The organism is Tardiphaga sp. 866_E4_N1_4, from assembly GCF_052076075.1.
In the GTDB taxonomy this organism is placed as follows: domain Bacteria; phylum Pseudomonadota; class Alphaproteobacteria; order Rhizobiales; family Xanthobacteraceae; genus Tardiphaga; species Tardiphaga robiniae.
Genome location: NZ_CP197242.1, coordinates 1,561,193 through 1,577,501, shown reverse-complemented (window position 1 = coordinate 1,577,501; position 16,309 = coordinate 1,561,193). Strand labels below are relative to the sequence as shown.

The window sequence follows — 16,309 nt, the reverse complement described above, 5'->3', positions numbered from 1 at the left end:
TTGGGAACGGAGAGCGGTCAGATGACATGCGATATTCGGCCGGCTCAAGCCGGCGATGCAGCAGGTATCAGCCGCGTCATCATCCGCGCGCTGCGCGAAACCAATGCGAAGGATTACACGCCCGATATCATCGCGCGGGTTGAACTCAGTTTTAGCCCCGCGGCTGTCGAACGATTGATCGACCAGCGCGATGTGTTCGTTGCCGAGATGGACAATCGTGTTGTCGGCACGGCGAGCCTGGATGGGCAGGCCCTGCGGACCATGTTCGTCTTGCCGGACGTGCAAGGGCGCGGCATCGGCCGTTTGCTGGTGCAGCGGATCGAGAGGGTCGCCCGCGAACGACAGCTTGCGATTTTGACGGTTCCGGCGACGGTCACCGCAGAGGCTTTTTACGCGAGACTGGGCTTCACGGCCGTTCGCGAGGCCTATCACGGTGAGGAGCGGACCATCATCATGGAGCGTGTCTTGTCGCCGACCAACTGACCTGCCACGCAGATCCCATCAATGCCATGGAAAAGGCCGGCGAAAGCCGGCCTTTTTCGCGTGTGACGTGTATTGCAGCGCACTACATGCTTTTGTTCATCTTTCCTTCAGCTGAAAAATGTTTTCACTTGGAGGGGGTTAGCGCGAGTCGACGGGGTCGACGGGCCAGCCTTGCAGCGTCAGCGGATTCCGCTTTGGCTGGGAATACGTTACATCGACCGTTGCCGGATATTGCCGCCGGCAAACACGACGCGTGAAAGAAACATATGCTTGATCTTGCAATTGTTGGTGGTGGTCCAGGCGGCCTGATGAGCGCCTGGTATCTCAAGAAGAAGCTCGGCGATCTCTGTCGTGTCACCATCTACGAGGCGTCCGACCGCGTCGGCGGCAAGATTCTCACGCGCAAATTCGATAGCGCGCAAGCCATGTACGAAGCTGGCGTTGCGGAAATCTACGATTACTCGATGACAGGGCCGGATCCGCTGCGCGAGCTGATCCAGCATTTCGGCCTGCAAACCATTCCGATGGATGCCGAGCAGGTGCAGCTGGACGGCGAGCTGCTCAACGACGTGCCGGGCATGCGCAAGAAATACGGCGCCAAGACCGCAGCCGCCATCGAAGCTTTCCGCAAGAAGTGCGCGAGCATGGTGTCGCCGATCGAATATTACGAAGGCGTCGGTTCGCACGACAACGAACACCCCTGGGCATGGATAAATGCCGAGGAGCTGCTTGATAAGGAAGTCAGCGATCCCATTGCCAAGCGCTTCCTGAAGGTGATGGCGCGCTCCGACATCGCGACCGAGACGCACAACACCAACGGCCTCAATGCGCTGAAGAACTTCGTGATGGATGTCGATGGCTATATCGGCCTCTATTCGATCCAGAACGGCAACGAGCAGCTGATCTCCTGCCTGCAGTCGGAAGTCGATGCCGACATCCGGCTGAATCACCGTGTGCTCAAGGTCGGCAAGACCGAGCAGGGCCGCTATCAGCTCGACATGATGAACGGCAAGGGGTCGGACACCCGCGATTTCGATCTCGTGGTGATGTGCCTGCCGCATTCATGGCTGGCGACCATGCGCTGGGACGGCGAGCAGCTGCGCAAGTCGATGGTCAAACACGTCGCTTACTTCGACCGCCCGGCGCATTATCTGCGGATCTCGCTGCTGTTCGACACCCCGTTCTGGGGCGATCAGATTCCCGGTGCTTGGTTCATGTCGGAAGCCTTCGGCGGCTGCTGTGTCTATAACGAGGGCGCGCGCCACGATGTCGGCAAGCATGGCGTACTGAACTGGCTGGTGCCAGGCTCCGACGCGCTGGCTTTTGCCAACCTCACAGATGATGAGTTGATCGATGCCGCGCTGAAGTCGTTGCCGGCCTCGTTCGGCGATGCGCGTGCGCATCTGCTGGAAGGCAAGATCCATCGCTGGCTGTCGTCGGTCAATGCGATCCCCGGCGGCATGCCGGTGCGCGACGTCATGACCAATCACCGGCCGGAGCCGAAGGATCATCCGGGCCTCGTCGTGGTCGGCGACTATCTGTTCGACTCCACGCTGAACGGTCTGCTCGACTCCTCCGATGCCGCCACCGACATCATCCTCACCGAGATGATGCGCCTGCGCCGTGCGCAGGGTCAGAATGGCACGACGATCTCCGACAAGATTGATCGCGACTATTTCCAGAACTATCGCGGTGTCGGTCCTTATAGCGAGGTCTGGAGCCAGTTTACCGACCCGGCCTATCTGACAAATCTCATCAAGATCGTCTGGGGCCGCGCCAAGGGCTACAAGCTGCTGGTCGCCGGCTCGGCATCAGGCGAACTGGTCGGCGCGTTGCGTGCCAGGGGGATCGACGCCTGGGGTGTCGAGAACAACAAGGCGATCCACGCCCGGACGCCAAAGGCGCTGCAGAAGTTCAACAAACTCGGATCGATCACCGATCTGCCCTTCAAGGCTGGGCAGTTCGATTTCGTGTTCGAGACCAGCCTGTGTCACGTGAGCGACAAGCAGGTGGTGACGGCCGTGCAGGAGCTCAACCGCGTCGTGAAGACCGGCCTCGTCTTCGGCTCGGTCACGTCTGACATGGCGCCGGCGGTGATCGATCGCTATGACCTGCTGCGCGGCGTCAAGAAGCTCGGCACCTGGTGGGAGTGGTCGGAACTGTTCTTCGGCAACGGCTTCGACCTGTCGATGCATCGCCGCGACTGCACCGAAGCGGTGTGGGAAGCCACATTGGCCGCCGGCAAGGGGCCGGGCCATTGGTATGCCGACGCGGACAGCCTGCGTTACTCGTTCTTCGACAAGGTCGATGCCGAGGATTGATCTTTGGCATCCGCCCTCGGTTGCTTTGCCGAGGACATTCTGATCGCATAGGATCATTGCCGTGGCTGTCCGGGCCGCTTCATTGATTCTTGCGGTCGAAGGACCGTGCAGCAACGGTTCGTTCCATGGCGTCGAAGCCACCTCCAAAGCCTCCATCTGACGACAAGAACGCGGCCGAGCCGGCCACGCCGCTCGATGACAAGTTTGCGCTCCCGGTTGGCGCCGCCGCCGCTTCGGTTCCCAGCACGAAACCGCCGGCTGTCGAGAAGGCGGCAAAAGCCAAGCCCGCCGTCGATGATGACGACGAGGATGAAGACGACGAGCTCGATGACGATGATGACGAGGAACTCGTCGTCTTCACCGCGCGCGAGGCCGCCGGCGCATTCGGAACGGTCTATCGTTTCACGCGGCCGTTGCTCGGCAAGTACCGCAAGCTGCTTGGTTTCGTTGGCTTCGGCGTTCTGGTCGAAACGCTGTTCAACGTCATCATGCCGCTCAGCCTCAAATATCTGATCGACGACGCGCTCGGCGAGGAGGATTTCGACGCGCTGTTCAAGATCCTGTCGGTGCTGGCCGTCGCTGGCATTGTCACGTCGATCGTTGCGATCTGGTATGAGCGCTGGGACGCCAAACTGGCTGCCTCGATCATCACGGACGTCCGCTCGCGTCTGTTCGATCACGTGCAGGATCTGCCGTCGGCCTATTTCGCCCGCACCAAGCGCGGCGAGATTCTGTCGCGCTTCTCGATCGATCTGTCGTCTTTCGAGACGGCCATCAAGAGTTTCGCCAACAGCGCATTGCTGCCGTTCCTCGAACTGATCGCCGGCATCGGGCTGATGCTGTATCTGAACTGGCAGCTTGCCGCCGTGGCGCTATTGATTTTCCCGATCACGCTGATCGGCCCGCGCATCCTGACGCCGAAGGCCGTGCAGGCCAATTACGACCAGAAGCTCAGCGAAGCTTCAGTGCTCGGCATGGTGCAGGAGAACATCGCGGCACAGGCGGTGATCAAGGCCTTCAGCCTGCAGCGGCGTACCATGGGCTGGTTCCGGCTACGCAATAACGAAACGCGAGACAGGATTGCGGCGGCGACCTTCCTGTCCACGATGGTCGAGCGCTCGGTCACCGTCTCGGTATTGCTGCTGCATTTGGTGGTGCTGGCGATCGGCGCCTATCTCGCCACCAAGGGGCAGATCACGGTCGGTACCTTCGTCACCTTCGAAAGCGCGTTCTGGGAGGTGTCCTACAACATCGCCCATGTCATGCATTTCATCCCGGTGTCGATCCAGGCAGCGGCCGCGGTGCGGCACATGGAGGAAATGCTCGACGAGCCGACACGCGGCGCCGACAAGCCCGGCTCACCGGAGCTGCCGCGCATCGTCAACGACATCACGTTCGATCGCGTCTCGTTCAAGTATGAGAACAGCCAGCAGCCGGTGCTCGACAATCTCAGCCTCAAGATCAATGTCGGCAAGACCGTCGCCATTGTCGGCCCATCCGGTTCCGGCAAGAGCACGTTGCTGAACCTGATCCTGCGGCTCTATATGCCGGACGAGGGCAGGGTGACCATTGACGGCGTCGATATCCGCAAGATCACGCGCGAGTCCCTGCGCGGCCACATGGCCGTGGTGTTCCAGGAGAACATGCTGTTCAACATGTCGATCCGCGAGAACATCCGGCTCGGCAAGGAAGGCGCCACCGACGAGGAAGTCGAGCAGGCGGCGCGCAAGGCCGAGATCCATCGCTACATCATGAGCCTGCCGGACAAATACGATACGCAGGTCGGTGAACGCGGCGATACGCTATCGGGCGGCCAACGCCAGCGCATTGCGATCGCGCGGGCCGTCGTCCGCAATCCGTCGGTGCTCCTGCTGGATGAGGCGACATCCGCCCTCGACCAGACAACCGAGGCGGCGCTCAACAAGACGCTGTTCAAACTCGCCAAGGGCCGTACCCTGATTTCGTCGACGCACCGGCTGGCCGCCGTGGTGGATATGGACGAAATCATCGTCATCAATGGCGGCAAGGCGATCGAGCGCGGCTCGCACAAGGAGCTGCTGGCGCTGAACGGTACCTATCGCCAGCTCTGGGACGACCAGCGGCACAGGTCATCTGCCAGCGACGATGATGATGACGAGGATGACGACGACGAGTGAGCGCATCTGAAGATGTGTGAGGCGATCATCCCGCCGTTCGCAGCAAGCCTGCCGCGAGCTGGCGGAAAGCCTCGACAGCTTTCGCAAGGACCGTGTGGGGATCGTCGGCTGCAGCGACCCAGAGAGCGGCGTTGAGCGCCGCGCCATTGATCAGACGGGCCGCCGCTTCGGCATCGACAGGCTTGACCGTTCCATCGTCGATCAGTCGCTGGATCGCCTGTGTTGTCGTGCGCAGACATGCGGTCTGGTTCGGCCATTGTGAGGGATCGCCGAGCACGGCGGGGCCGTCCAGCAGCATGATGCGCTGGATCTCCGGCTCGAGGGACATTTCGATATAGGCGACGCCCTCGTTGAGAAACCCGTCCCATGCGGTGTCCGCCTGACCGCGGGCAGCGCGCATGCGCGCCAACATTTCCGCGTCGATCTGATCGATGACGGCCTGCAGCAAACCCTTCTTGTCGCCGAAGTTGTGATAGAGCGCGCCCCGCGTCAGGCCGGCTTCGGCGGTCAGATCGTCCATCGATGCCGCCGCATAGCCTTTGGCGGCGAAAGCCGTCCGGGCCGCCCGGATGAGTTTGGCCCGGGTTTCCTCCACCATTTCCGCTCGTCGTCTCGCGACCACTGTCATCTCCGCAAAGTAACCTACGCGCTGTATGCGTATTAACATACGAGGCGTATGCTTGAATATACTGACATACGGGACGTATATAATCTTTGAACAGGACTGACACCATGACCAAACGCGACGCGATTTTCCCGGCCGGCCGGCAGGCGCTTTACGAGATCAACCGGTATTCGGCGGCGATACGATCGGGCGACCTCTTGTTTGTCTCCGGCCAGGTTGGCAGCCGGGAAGACGGGTCGCCGGAGCCGGTCTTCGAAAAGCAGGTCCAGCTGGCATTCGATAACCTCGCGGCCGTGCTGAAGGCTGCAGGTTGCACATTCGACGACGTGGTCGACGTGACCACTTTCCACACCGACCCGGCCACGCAGTTTGCGGCGGTCAACGCCGTCCGATTGGCCGTAATTGGCGAGCCGCCTTACCCGAATTGGACCGCGGTCGGGGTCAACTGGCTGGCGGGCTTCGATTTCGAGATCAAGGTCATAGCGCGGCTCCCTGCATCCGCCTGATTGGCTGACCGTGGGCGTCGAATGAGCGGCGGCGTACCGCTCCACTCGACGCTCCGGTAACATTTGCTCCTGATCAGCGCTGCCCGGTGTGCCGATTCGGGACGCGATACGGCTTGCGTCGGATGCGAGTCGGTGGGGCAGGGCGCAAAAATTCCGCAACCCAGGCGATTCTCTTTCATCAAACTGCAACGAATCCGAGTCGCAGATTCTTTCGTGGATGACATGGCGGGCGTCGAAATCGCGTATGTTCTGTCATGATCCACATGCTAGAAGATGCAGTGCGAGAAGCGTTTCTTTCATCGCGCTTTGTTGTTGACTTGGGTATCCCCTGCGGATACAACCCGGCCATTCAACGACAGGCGGTGAGCTTCGCCAGTGTCGGAACGGATCACCCAATCGGCTTTTCGGAGCTGATCGGGCACCAACCTCGACCAAGAAGCTCAAACGCTGTCGCTATATCAAGGCAATGCCAAAACGACGTTTGTCTCCTGAGAGACTTCTCTCTTGAGATTAAATTCGAATGCATGACCTCGGTGCAGACCTAAAGACGTAAGTCTGGCGGTCATGATCGCGGTCCTCTGTGGCGTTAAGCGCTTTCCGTTCAGCAATGAATGGTTGGCGTGATTTCGTTTTGCGTGAAGCTTTTCACGTGATGCGAACCGTGGGGCAGGTTGCTCCGAGTGATTTTGAGGAAGCCGTTACGGCTTCGAGCGAACTAAAGGGTGAAGGCTGACATGCCGACGATCAACCAGCTGATCGCTACTCCGCGCGCAATTCAGAAGTCGCGCAAGAAGGTTCCTGCGCTGCAGCAGTCGCCGCAGAAGCGCGGCGTTTGCACGCGCGTCTACACGACGACTCCGAAGAAGCCGAACTCGGCGCTTCGTAAGGTTGCCAAGGTGCGTCTGACCAATGGCTTCGAAGTCATCGGTTACATTCCGGGTGAAGGTCATAACCTTCAGGAGCACTCCGTGGTCATGATCCGCGGCGGTCGCGTCAAGGATTTGCCCGGCGTGCGTTACCACATCCTCCGCGGCGTGCTGGATACCCAGGGCGTCAAGAACCGTAAGCAGCGTCGTTCGAAGTACGGCGCGAAGCGTCCGAAGTAAGCCGGGGTCTGATCGATGTCTCGTCGCCATTCTGCTGAAAAGCGTGAAGTTAACCCGGATCCGAAGTTCGGGAACGTCATCGTCACCAAGTTCATGAATTCGATCATGTATGACGGCAAGAAGTCTGCCGCCGAAACCATCGTTTACGGTGCTTTCGAAATGATCGAAGCGAAGACCAAGCAGGGTCCGCTCGGCGTGTTCGAGCAGGCTTTGGAAAATGTGATGCCGACGATCGAAGTTCGTTCGCGTCGCGTCGGTGGCGCCACCTATCAGGTGCCGGTTGAAGTCCGCAGCATTCGGCGCCAGGCGCTGGGCATTCGCTGGCTGATCACCGCTGCGCGCGCTCGCAACGAGAAGACCATGACCGAGCGTCTCTCGGCTGAGCTGCTCGATGCGTCGAACAACCGTGGTAACGCCGTGAAGAAGCGGGAAGACGTGCACAAGATGGCGGAAGCCAATCGCGCATTCTCGCACTATCGCTGGTAACGGCGAAACTCCGGAATTTAAGGAACATCCCATGCCTCGCGTACATGCCATTGAGGACTACCGTAACTTCGGTATCATGGCGCATATCGATGCCGGTAAGACGACAACGACCGAGCGCATCCTCTATTACACCGGCAAGAGCCACAAAATCGGCGAAGTGCACGAAGGTGCCGCGACGATGGATTGGATGGAGCAGGAGCAGGAGCGTGGCATCACCATCACGTCCGCCGCTACCACTGCATTCTGGAACGGCCATCGCCTGAACATCATCGACACCCCCGGCCACGTCGACTTCACGATTGAAGTCGAGCGTTCGCTGCGCGTGCTCGACGGCGCCGTGTGCGTTCTCGACTCCAACCAGGGCGTCGAGCCGCAGACCGAAACCGTCTGGCGTCAGGGCGACAAGTACAAGGTTCCGCGGATCGTTTTCGCGAACAAGATGGATAAGACCGGCGCTGACTTCTACAAGTGCCTGCAGGACATCATCGACCGTCTCGGCGCGAAGCCCGTTGCGATCCAGCTGCCGATCGGCGCTGAGAACGACTTCGTTGGCATGGTCGATCTCGTGATCATGAAGGCCTATATCTGGAACAACGAGGCCCTCGGCGCGAAGTACGAGACCGTCGACATTCCGGCTGACCTGGTCGAGAAGGCCAAGGAGTATCGCGAGAAGCTGCTCGAAGCCGCCGTCGAACTCGACGATGAGGCGATGACTGCTTACCTCGACGGCACCGAGCCGGACGAGGCGACCCTCAAGCGTCTGATCCGTAAGGCCGTGCTGACTGGCGCGTTCTATCCGGTTCTCTGCGGCTCGGCCTTCAAGAACAAGGGCGTGCAGCCTTTGCTCGACGCGGTTGTCGATTATCTGCCGTCGCCGGTTGACGTTCCTGCCATCAAGGGCACGGACGAAGACGGCAACGAGATCCTCCGCAAGGCGGACGACAAGGAGCCGCTGGCTCTGCTCGCATTCAAGATCATGGACGATCCGTTCGTCGGCACCATCACGTTCTGCCGCATCTATTCGGGTGTTCTGCAGAGCGGCACCGGTGTCGTGAACTCGACCCGTGAGAAGAAAGAACGTATCGGCCGCATGCTGTTGATGCATGCGAACAACCGCGAAGACATCAAGGAAGCCTTTGCCGGCGACATCGTCGCTTTGGCTGGCCTCAAGGAAGCCCGCACCGGTGACACGCTTTGCGATCCGGACAAGCAGGTCATTCTCGAGCGCATGGAATTCCCGGAGCCGGTGATCGAAATCGCGATCGAGCCGAAGTCCAAGGCCGACCAGGAAAAGCTGGGCGTCGCTCTGGCGAAGCTCGCTGCAGAAGATCCGTCGTTCCGCGTGTCGACCGACCACGAGTCCGGCCAGACCATCCTGAAGGGCATGGGCGAACTCCATCTCGACATCAAGGTCGACATTCTGCGCCGTACCTACAAGGTCGACGCGAATATCGGCGCACCGCAGGTGGCGTTCCGTGAGAAGATCACGAAGCGCGCTGAAGTCGACTATACCCACAAGAAGCAGACCGGTGGTACCGGCCAGTTCGCCCGCGTCAAGTTCGTGGTCGAGCCGGGCGAGCCGGGTTCGGGCTTCGTGTTCGAATCCAAGGTCGTCGGTGGTTCGGTTCCGAAGGAATACATCCCCGGCGTCGAAAAGGGTCTCAACAGCGTCATGACCTCGGGCGTGGTCGCGGGCTTCCCCGTGGTCGACGTTCATGTCCAGCTGGTTGACGGCGCCTATCACGACGTCGACTCGTCGGCTCTGGCCTTCGAAATTGCTTCGCGCGCGGCACTCCGCGACGCGCTGCAGAAGGGCAAGTCCGTTCTGCTCGAGCCGATCATGAAGGTCGAATGCGTGACCCCGGAAGACTACACCGGTTCGGTCATCGGCGACTTGAACTCGCGGCGCGGTCAGATCCAGGGTCAGGACATGCGCGGCAACGCCAACGTCATCAATGCGATGGTGCCGCTCATGAACATGTTCGGTTACGTGAACACGCTGCGCTCAATGAGCCAGGGTCGTGCAACGTTCTCGATGTCATTCGATCACTACGCGGAAGCGCCGGCTAATGTGTCGGCAGAAGTCCAGAAGAAGTTTGCCTGATTGTCGTTAGCGACAGTTGACGACTAAACGGAGAGAGTCATGGCCAAAGCAAAATTTGAACGTAACAAGCCGCACTGCAATATTGGTACGATCGGTCACGTTGACCACGGCAAGACGTCGCTGACGGCGGCGATCACGAAGGTGCTGGCAGAGACGGGCGGTGCCACGTTCACCGCTTACGACCAGATCGACAAGGCGCCCGAGGAAAAGGCCCGCGGCATCACCATTTCGACCGCGCACGTCGAATACGAGACCGCCAACCGCCACTACGCCCACGTCGACTGTCCCGGCCACGCCGACTATGTGAAGAACATGATCACCGGCGCCGCGCAGATGGACGGTGGCATCCTGGTCGTGTCGGCCGCTGACGGCCCGATGCCGCAGACCCGCGAGCACATCCTGCTCGCCCGCCAGGTCGGCGTGCCCGCGCTGGTCGTGTTCCTGAACAAGTGCGACATGGTCGACGATCCGGAACTGCTCGAACTGGTCGAGATGGAAGTGCGCGAACTGCTCTCGAAGTACGACTTCCCGGGCGACGACATTCCGATCATCAAGGGTTCGGCGCTGGCCGCTCTCGAAAACTCGGACCAGAAGCTCGGTCACGACGCCATTCTCGAACTGATGAAGAACGTCGACAGCTACATCCCGCAGCCGGAGCGTCCGGTTGACCAGCCGTTCCTGATGCCGGTGGAAGACGTGTTCTCGATCTCGGGTCGCGGCACCGTTGTCACCGGCCGCGTCGAGCGCGGCATCGTCAAGGTCGGCGAGGAAATCGAAATCGTCGGTATCCGCGCCACGCAGAAGACGATCTGCACCGGCGTTGAAATGTTCCGCAAGCTGCTCGATCAGGGTCAGGCCGGCGACAACATCGGCGCGCTGCTGCGCGGCACCAAGCGTGAAGACGTCGAGCGCGGCCAGGTGCTGTGCAAGCCGGGTTCGGTGAAGCCGCACACCAAGTTCAAGGCCGAGGCCTACATCCTGACCAAGGAAGAGGGTGGCCGTCACACGCCGTTCTTCACCAACTACCGTCCGCAGTTCTACTTCCGCACCACCGACGTGACCGGTGTGGTGCATCTGCCGGAAGGCACCGAAATGGTGATGCCGGGCGACAACATCGCCATGGAAGTGCACCTGATCGTGCCGATCGCGATGGAAGAAAAGCTGCGCTTCGCCATCCGTGAAGGCGGCCGCACCGTCGGTGCAGGCGTCGTCGCTAGCATCATCGAGTAAGGACGCGAACAGGAAGTCGTGAGTAGCGGGTCTCGCTACTCGCTACTCGCAACAACCATTCGCTTTCAAAGAAAGACACGGCAATGAACGGCCAGAATATCCGCATTCGTCTCAAGGCGTTCGATCATCGTATCCTCGATGCATCGACCCGTGAGATCGTAAGCACCGCGAAGCGCACGGGTGCACAGGTCCGTGGACCCATCCCGCTGCCGACGCGCATCGAGAAGTTCACGGTCAACCGTTCGCCGCACGTCGACAAGAAGAGCCGCGAGCAGTTCGAGATGCGCACCCATAAGCGTCTTCTCGATATCGTCGATCCGACCCCGCAGACAGTCGATGCTTTGATGAAGCTCGACCTGGCCGCCGGTGTCGACGTCGAGATCAAGCTCTAAGTATTTAGGTCCCGTCCGGTCAAACGGACAGAAAGAACAGGAAGCACGCCGATGCGCTCCGGAGTGATCGCACAAAAGGTCGGGATGACCCGGGTCTTCACAGACGCCGGTGAACATATCCCTGTGACCGTGCTCAAGCTGGGTAACTGCCAGGTGGTTGGCCACCTCACCAGCGAGAAGAACGGTTACGTCGCGCTGCAGCTCGGATCGGGCTCGCGCAAGACCGTGTATTTGCCCAAGGCTGAACGCGGCCAGTTCGCGGTCGCCAAGGTTGAACCCAAGCGGAAGGTCGCGGAATTCCGCGTGTCGGAAGACGCGCTGATCCCGGTCGGCGCCGAGATTCAGGCAGACCACTTCGTGGTTGGCCAGTTTGTCGATGTCACCGGCACCTCGGTCGGTAAGGGCTTCGCCGGTGGTATGAAGCGCTGGAATTTCGGCGGTCTTCGCGCCACGCACGGTGTGTCGGTTTCGCATCGTTCGATCGGTTCGACCGGTGGTCGTCAGGATCCCGGCAAGACCTTCAAGAACAAGAAGATGCCCGGTCATATGGGTGTCGATCGTATCACCACGCTCAACCTGCGCGTCGTGCAGCTTGATGTCGAGCGCGGCCTGATCCTCGTCGAAGGTGCCGTTCCCGGCTCCAAGGGCGGCTGGATTTCGGTTCGCGATGCGGTGAAGAAGGCTCTGCCGAAGGACGCGCCGAAGCCCGGCAAGTTCAAGCTGGCAGGAGAGGGTGCGACCGTTGAAGCACCTGCGGCCGAGCAGGAAGGAGCGTGAGATGAAACTGAACGTCACCACGCTTGAGGGCAAGGACGCCGGCTCGATCGAGCTGTCGGATGCCATCTTCGGTCTCGATCCGCGCGCCGATATCATCCAGCGTTGCGTCAACTGGCAGCTCGCAAAGCGCCAGTCGGGCAACCACAAGGCCAAGGGCCGCGCCGAAATCTGGCGCACCGGCAAGAAGATGTACAAGCAGAAGGGCACCGGCGGTGCTCGTCACGGTTCGGCTCGCGTTCCGCAGTTCCGCGGCGGTGGTCGTGCCTTCGGTCCGGTCGTTCGCTCCCATGCGTTCGATCTGCCGAAGAAGGTCCGTGCACTCGCGCTGAAGCATGCCCTGTCGGCGAAGGCCAAGGACGGCGGCTTGATCGTGATCGAGAACGCCAACCTGGAAGCCGCCAAGACCAAGGCTCTGCTCGGTCACTTCACGGGTCTCGGCCTGACCAACGCGCTGATCATCGATGGCGCCGAGGTTCATGTCGGTTTCGCTCAGGCGGCCCGCAATATTCCGAACATCGACGTGCTGCCGATCCAGGGCATCAACGTCTATGACATTCTGCGTCGTCAGAAGCTGGTTCTGACCAAGGCGGCGCTTGATGCGTTGGAGGCGCGCTTCAAATGAAGAACATCGACCCGCGCCATTACGACGTGATCGTCGCCCCTGTGGTGACGGAAAAGGCCACTGTCGCTTCTGAATTCAACAAGGTTGTTTTCAAGGTCGACGGCAAGGCCACCAAGCCGCAGATCAAGGAAGCCGTCGAAAAGTTGTTCGACGTCAAGGTAAAGAGCGTGAACACGCTGGTTCGCAAGGGCAAGACGAAGATCTTCCGTGGCAACCTCGGTTCACAGTCGAACGTCAAGCGTGCGATCGTGACCCTCGAAGAGGGCCACCGCATCGACGTTACGACCGGACTGTAAGGGCGATCAACGATGGCACTTAAGACATTCAACCCAACGACACCCGGCCAGCGTCAGCTGGTCATGGTGGATCGTTCCGCGCTGTACAAGGGCAAGCCTGTCAAGGCTCTGACCGAAGGCAAGCACTCGGCTGGCGGTCGTAACAACACCGGTCGCATCACGGTGCGCTTCCGTGGCGGTGGCCACAAGAAGTCCTATCGTATCGTCGACTTCAAGCGTTCCAAGGTCGACGTTCCGGCCGTGGTCGAGCGTCTGGAATACGATCCGAACCGCACCGCGTTTATCGCGCTGATCAAGTACACCGATGGCGAGCAGGCTTATATCCTGGCGCCGCAGCGTCTGGCCGTTGGCGATACCGTCATCGCCGGCAGCTATGTCGACGTGAAGCCGGGCAATGTCATGCCGCTCGGCAACATGCCGATCGGCACGATCATCCACAACGTCGAGATGAAGATCGGGAAGGGCGGCCAGATCGCTCGTTCCGCCGGCACCTATGCCCAGCTCGTCGGTCGTGACCATGATTACGTGATCATCCGTCTGAACTCGGGCGAACAGCGCCTGGTTCACGGTCGTTGCACCGCCACCATCGGCGCTGTGTCGAACCCGGATCACATGAACATCTCGATCGGCAAGGCCGGTCGTACCCGCTGGCTCGGCTGGCGTCCGCATAACCGCGGCGTCGTCATGAACCCGATCGACCATCCGCACGGTGGTGGTGAAGGTCGTACCTCGGGTGGTCGTCACCCGGTTACGCCCTGGGGCAAGCCGACCAAGGGCAAGAAGACCCGGTCGAACAAGTCGACCAACAAGTTCATTCTCATCAGCCGCCACAAGCGGAAGAAGTAAGGATCGCCGGACATGGTTCGTTCAGTCTGGAAAGGCCCGTTCGTCGAGGGTTCGCTGCTCAAGAAGGCAGATGCCGCTCGTTCGTCTGGTCGTCATGATGTGATCAAGATCTGGAGCCGTCGCTCGACGATCTTGCCGCAGTTCGTGGGTCTCACCTTCGGCGTTTACAACGGCCAGAAGCATGTACCTGTCGCTGTGAACGAGGAAATGGTTGGTCACAAGTTCGGCGAGTTCTCGCCGACCCGTACCTTCCATGGCCACGCCGGCGACAAGAAAGCCAAGAAGGGCTGAGGACTAAGTCATGAGCAAGCCAAAGCGCGAACGGAGCCTCCCGGATAACGAGGCCAAGGCGATCGCCCGCATGTTGCGCGTGAGCCCGCAGAAGCTGAACCTGGTTGCGCAGATGATCCGCGGCCGCAAGGCCTCGGCTGCACTCGCCGACCTGCAGTTCTCGCGTAAGCGGATCGCGGTCGACGTGAAGAAGTGCCTGGAATCGGCGATCGCTAACGCCGAGAACAACCATGACCTCGACGTTGACGCACTGATCGTCTCCGAGGCGCATGTCGGCAAGGGCATCGTGATGAAGCGTTTCAGTCCGCGCGGCCGTGGCCGTTCGGGCCGTATCTTTAAACCGTTTGCGCAGCTGACGATTGTCGTTCGTCAGGTCGAAGCAGAAGCAGCAGCGTAAGCAGGCGCAGGAGAATAAGATGGGTCAGAAGATCAATCCAATCGGTCTGCGTCTTGGCATCAACCGTACGTGGGATTCACGTTGGTATGCCGGCAAGAACGAATACGGCAAGTTGTTGCACGAAGACGTCAAGATCCGCGAGATCCTGCACAAGGAGCTCAAGCAGGCTGCCGTCGCCAAGATCATCATCGAGCGCCCGCACAAGAAGTGCCGCGTGACCATTCAGTCGGCTCGTCCGGGTGTTGTGATCGGCAAGAAGGGCGCTGACATCGACAAGCTTCGCAAGAAGGTTGCCGACATCACCTCTTCGGACGTGGTGATCAACATCGTCGAAATCCGCAAGCCGGAGCTCGATGCGACCCTGGTCGCCGAGTCGATCGCACAGCAGCTCGAGCGCCGCGTTGCGTTCCGCCGTGCGATGAAGCGGGCAGTGCAGTCGGCCATGCGTCTCGGCGCCGAAGGCATTCGTATCAACTGCTCGGGTCGTCTGGGCGGTGCGGAAATCGCGCGTATGGAATGGTATCGCGAAGGTCGCGTGCCGCTGCACACGCTGCGTGCGGATATCGATTACGGCGTAGCCACCGCGTTCACGACGTTCGGCACCTGCGGCGTCAAGGTCTGGATCTTCAAGGGCGAAATCCTCGAGCACGATCCGATGGCTCAGGACAAGCGCATGGCCGAGGGTGACAATTCCCGGCCGCGTCGCGACGCTGCTTGAGCGTTTAATTAGAAGGTTTGAGGGCGTAAGCCATGATGCAACCAAAGAAGACCAAGTTCCGGAAGGCGCATAAGGGCCGGATCCACGGCGTTGCGACTTCGGGCGCCACGCTGGCTTTCGGTCAGTTCGGCCTGAAGGCAATGGCGCCGGAACGTCTGACCGCGCGTCAGATCGAAGCTGCCCGTCGCGCGCTGACCCGTCACATGAAGCGTGCCGGCCGCGTCTGGATCCGGGTGTTCCCGGATCTTCCGGTTTCGAAGAAGCCCGCTGAAGTCCGAATGGGCTCCGGCAAGGGTACTCCGGAACTGTGGGTTGCGCGCGTCAAGCCAGGCCGAGTGATCTTCGAGATCGACGGTGTCACCACGCAGATTGCCAAGGAAGCGATGACCCTCGCTGCCGCCAAGCTGCCGATCAAGACGCGTTTCGTTACGCGCATTGCGGAGTAGAGCCATGGCCGAAATGAAAACCAGCGATATCCGCGCAATGAGCCCCGATCAGATGGACGACGCCGTCCTCAATCTGAAGAAGGAGCGTTTCAACCTGCGCTTCCAGCGCGCCACCGGGCAGCTGGAAAACACCTCTCGCCTTCGTGAGGCGCGTCGTGATATTGCACGAATCAAGACCATCGCCGCGCAGAAGCGCGACGGTAAGTCGAAGTAAGGGGCCGAACATGCCGAAACGTACTCTGCAGGGCGTGGTCGTCAGCGACAAGCAAGCCAAGACGGTTGTTGTTCGCGTTGACCGTCGCTTTACGCACCCGATCTACAAGAAGACCATTCGCCGTTCGAAAAACTACCATGCCCACGACGAGAACAACGAGTTCAAGCCGGGCGACATGGTGTGGATCGAAGAGAGCAAGCCGATGTCGAAGCTGAAGCACTGGACGGTTGTCCGGGGCGAACAGAAGAAGACTGCCTAAAAATCGCGCATTAGCGCATAAACAGAGGACGAGG

General features: G+C 60.3%; 20 protein-coding genes. 19 read left to right on the top strand and 1 reads right to left on the bottom strand.

Annotation, left to right across the window (positions count from 1 at the left end; all coding sequences use genetic code 11):
* Positions 1-21: 21 nt before the first annotated feature.
* The 3 genes from AB8B20_RS07900 to AB8B20_RS07890 all read left to right on the top strand — a co-directional run bounded on the left by AB8B20_RS07900 (position 22) and on the right by AB8B20_RS07890 (position 4,960).
* The gene (locus AB8B20_RS07900; protein WP_439072198.1) at positions 22-483 is read left to right on the top strand and encodes a GNAT family N-acetyltransferase; all 462 of its coding nucleotides are present in this window, start codon (positions 22-24) and stop codon (positions 481-483) included.
* 266 nt (positions 484-749) lie between these two features.
* The gene (locus AB8B20_RS07895; protein ID WP_439072197.1) at positions 750-2,804 is read left to right on the top strand and encodes an FAD-dependent oxidoreductase; all 2,055 of its coding nucleotides are present in this window, start codon (positions 750-752) and stop codon (positions 2,802-2,804) included.
* Between the two features lie 125 nt (positions 2,805-2,929).
* Complete coding sequence (locus AB8B20_RS07890) at positions 2,930-4,960, top strand: ABC transporter ATP-binding protein (protein WP_439072196.1); 2,031 nt, start codon at positions 2,930-2,932, stop codon at positions 4,958-4,960.
* Between the two features lie 25 nt (positions 4,961-4,985).
* Here the strand turns inward: AB8B20_RS07890 and AB8B20_RS07885 are convergent, their stop codons facing one another.
* The gene (locus AB8B20_RS07885; RefSeq protein WP_439072195.1) at positions 4,986-5,558 is read right to left on the bottom strand and encodes a TetR/AcrR family transcriptional regulator; all 573 of its coding nucleotides are present in this window, start codon (positions 5,556-5,558) and stop codon (positions 4,986-4,988) included.
* Positions 5,559-5,692: 134 nt separating this feature from the next.
* On the opposite strand from AB8B20_RS07885, the gene AB8B20_RS07880 reads away from it, so the two are divergent.
* From AB8B20_RS07880 to rpsQ, 16 genes are all read left to right on the top strand, one after another.
* On the top strand, positions 5,693-6,091 hold the full coding sequence (locus AB8B20_RS07880) for a RidA family protein (RefSeq protein ID WP_175365590.1): 399 nt from the start codon (positions 5,693-5,695) through the stop codon (positions 6,089-6,091).
* Between the two features lie 734 nt (positions 6,092-6,825).
* Complete coding sequence (gene rpsL / locus AB8B20_RS07875) at positions 6,826-7,197, top strand: 30S ribosomal protein S12 (RefSeq protein ID WP_068731626.1); 372 nt, start codon at positions 6,826-6,828, stop codon at positions 7,195-7,197.
* 15 nt (positions 7,198-7,212) lie between these two features.
* Positions 7,213-7,683: a 30S ribosomal protein S7 gene (rpsG, locus tag AB8B20_RS07870; protein WP_068731502.1), complete on the top strand. Its 471-nt coding sequence runs from the start codon at positions 7,213-7,215 to the stop codon at positions 7,681-7,683.
* A 31-nt stretch (positions 7,684-7,714) separates the two neighbouring features.
* Positions 7,715-9,787: an elongation factor G gene (gene fusA / locus AB8B20_RS07865; protein WP_089268268.1), complete on the top strand. Its 2,073-nt coding sequence runs from the start codon at positions 7,715-7,717 to the stop codon at positions 9,785-9,787.
* Positions 9,788-9,826: 39 nt separating this feature from the next.
* Positions 9,827-11,017, top strand: coding sequence for an elongation factor Tu (tuf, locus tag AB8B20_RS07860; RefSeq protein WP_184517871.1), 1,191 nt, complete (start codon positions 9,827-9,829; stop codon positions 11,015-11,017).
* 83 nt (positions 11,018-11,100) lie between these two features.
* Positions 11,101-11,409, top strand: coding sequence for a 30S ribosomal protein S10 (gene rpsJ, locus AB8B20_RS07855; RefSeq protein ID WP_013166261.1), 309 nt, complete (start codon positions 11,101-11,103; stop codon positions 11,407-11,409).
* Positions 11,410-11,460: 51 nt separating this feature from the next.
* Positions 11,461-12,186 (top strand): 50S ribosomal protein L3, encoded by a 726-nt coding sequence (gene rplC / locus AB8B20_RS07850; protein ID WP_068731496.1) that lies wholly within the window; start codon positions 11,461-11,463, stop codon positions 12,184-12,186.
* Between the two features lies 1 nt (position 12,187).
* The gene (gene rplD, locus AB8B20_RS07845; protein WP_089268169.1) at positions 12,188-12,808 is read left to right on the top strand and encodes a 50S ribosomal protein L4; all 621 of its coding nucleotides are present in this window, start codon (positions 12,188-12,190) and stop codon (positions 12,806-12,808) included.
* The gene (locus AB8B20_RS07840; protein ID WP_068731492.1) at positions 12,805-13,104 is read left to right on the top strand and encodes a 50S ribosomal protein L23; all 300 of its coding nucleotides are present in this window, start codon (positions 12,805-12,807) and stop codon (positions 13,102-13,104) included. Before rplD ends, AB8B20_RS07840 begins: the two co-directional genes overlap by 4 nt.
* Before the next feature lie 12 nt (positions 13,105-13,116).
* Positions 13,117-13,950 (top strand): 50S ribosomal protein L2, encoded by an 834-nt coding sequence (gene rplB / locus AB8B20_RS07835; RefSeq protein ID WP_068731490.1) that lies wholly within the window; start codon positions 13,117-13,119, stop codon positions 13,948-13,950.
* A 12-nt stretch (positions 13,951-13,962) separates the two neighbouring features.
* Positions 13,963-14,241: a 30S ribosomal protein S19 gene (gene rpsS, locus AB8B20_RS07830; protein ID WP_089268170.1), complete on the top strand. Its 279-nt coding sequence runs from the start codon at positions 13,963-13,965 to the stop codon at positions 14,239-14,241.
* Between the two features lie 10 nt (positions 14,242-14,251).
* Complete coding sequence (gene rplV / locus AB8B20_RS07825; RefSeq protein ID WP_068731486.1) at positions 14,252-14,638, top strand: 50S ribosomal protein L22; 387 nt, start codon at positions 14,252-14,254, stop codon at positions 14,636-14,638.
* 19 nt (positions 14,639-14,657) lie between these two features.
* On the top strand, positions 14,658-15,356 hold the full coding sequence (gene rpsC, locus AB8B20_RS07820; RefSeq protein WP_068731624.1) for a 30S ribosomal protein S3: 699 nt from the start codon (positions 14,658-14,660) through the stop codon (positions 15,354-15,356).
* A gap of 32 nt (positions 15,357-15,388) precedes the next feature.
* Positions 15,389-15,802: a 50S ribosomal protein L16 gene (gene rplP / locus AB8B20_RS07815; protein ID WP_089268171.1), complete on the top strand. Its 414-nt coding sequence runs from the start codon at positions 15,389-15,391 to the stop codon at positions 15,800-15,802.
* A gap of 4 nt (positions 15,803-15,806) precedes the next feature.
* On the top strand, positions 15,807-16,016 hold the full coding sequence (gene rpmC / locus AB8B20_RS07810; RefSeq protein ID WP_089268172.1) for a 50S ribosomal protein L29: 210 nt from the start codon (positions 15,807-15,809) through the stop codon (positions 16,014-16,016).
* A gap of 10 nt (positions 16,017-16,026) precedes the next feature.
* On the top strand, positions 16,027-16,275 hold the full coding sequence (gene rpsQ, locus AB8B20_RS07805; RefSeq protein WP_089268173.1) for a 30S ribosomal protein S17: 249 nt from the start codon (positions 16,027-16,029) through the stop codon (positions 16,273-16,275).
* Positions 16,276-16,309: the final 34 nt, after the last annotated feature.

What these genes read in the sequence shown, in the direction of transcription:
- rpmC (WP_089268172.1), top strand. Translation starts at nt 15,807, where the DNA reads ATGGCCGAAATGAAAACCAGCGATATCCGCGCAATGAGCCCCGATCAG.
- rplD (WP_089268169.1), top strand. Translation starts at nt 12,188, where the DNA reads ATGAAACTGAACGTCACCACGCTTGAGGGCAAGGACGCCGGCTCGATC.
- rpsC (WP_068731624.1), top strand. Translation starts at nt 14,658, where the DNA reads ATGGGTCAGAAGATCAATCCAATCGGTCTGCGTCTTGGCATCAACCGT.
- rplV (WP_068731486.1), top strand. Translation starts at nt 14,252, where the DNA reads ATGAGCAAGCCAAAGCGCGAACGGAGCCTCCCGGATAACGAGGCCAAG.
- rpsQ (WP_089268173.1), top strand. Translation starts at nt 16,027, where the DNA reads ATGCCGAAACGTACTCTGCAGGGCGTGGTCGTCAGCGACAAGCAAGCC.
- AB8B20_RS07890 (WP_439072196.1), top strand. Translation starts at nt 2,930, where the DNA reads ATGGCGTCGAAGCCACCTCCAAAGCCTCCATCTGACGACAAGAACGCG.
- tuf (WP_184517871.1), top strand. Translation starts at nt 9,827, where the DNA reads ATGGCCAAAGCAAAATTTGAACGTAACAAGCCGCACTGCAATATTGGT.
- fusA (WP_089268268.1), top strand. Translation starts at nt 7,715, where the DNA reads ATGCCTCGCGTACATGCCATTGAGGACTACCGTAACTTCGGTATCATG.
- rplC (WP_068731496.1), top strand. Translation starts at nt 11,461, where the DNA reads ATGCGCTCCGGAGTGATCGCACAAAAGGTCGGGATGACCCGGGTCTTC.
- AB8B20_RS07900 (WP_439072198.1), top strand. Translation starts at nt 22, where the DNA reads ATGACATGCGATATTCGGCCGGCTCAAGCCGGCGATGCAGCAGGTATC.
- rplP (WP_089268171.1), top strand. Translation starts at nt 15,389, where the DNA reads ATGATGCAACCAAAGAAGACCAAGTTCCGGAAGGCGCATAAGGGCCGG.
- rpsG (WP_068731502.1), top strand. Translation starts at nt 7,213, where the DNA reads ATGTCTCGTCGCCATTCTGCTGAAAAGCGTGAAGTTAACCCGGATCCG.
- AB8B20_RS07895 (WP_439072197.1), top strand. Translation starts at nt 750, where the DNA reads ATGCTTGATCTTGCAATTGTTGGTGGTGGTCCAGGCGGCCTGATGAGC.
- AB8B20_RS07880 (WP_175365590.1), top strand. Translation starts at nt 5,693, where the DNA reads ATGACCAAACGCGACGCGATTTTCCCGGCCGGCCGGCAGGCGCTTTAC.
- AB8B20_RS07885 (WP_439072195.1), bottom strand. Translation starts at nt 5,558, where the DNA reads ATGGTGGAGGAAACCCGGGCCAAACTCATCCGGGCGGCCCGGACGGCT.
- rpsL (WP_068731626.1), top strand. Translation starts at nt 6,826, where the DNA reads ATGCCGACGATCAACCAGCTGATCGCTACTCCGCGCGCAATTCAGAAG.
- rpsJ (WP_013166261.1), top strand. Translation starts at nt 11,101, where the DNA reads ATGAACGGCCAGAATATCCGCATTCGTCTCAAGGCGTTCGATCATCGT.
- rpsS (WP_089268170.1), top strand. Translation starts at nt 13,963, where the DNA reads ATGGTTCGTTCAGTCTGGAAAGGCCCGTTCGTCGAGGGTTCGCTGCTC.
- AB8B20_RS07840 (WP_068731492.1), top strand. Translation starts at nt 12,805, where the DNA reads ATGAAGAACATCGACCCGCGCCATTACGACGTGATCGTCGCCCCTGTG.
- rplB (WP_068731490.1), top strand. Translation starts at nt 13,117, where the DNA reads ATGGCACTTAAGACATTCAACCCAACGACACCCGGCCAGCGTCAGCTG.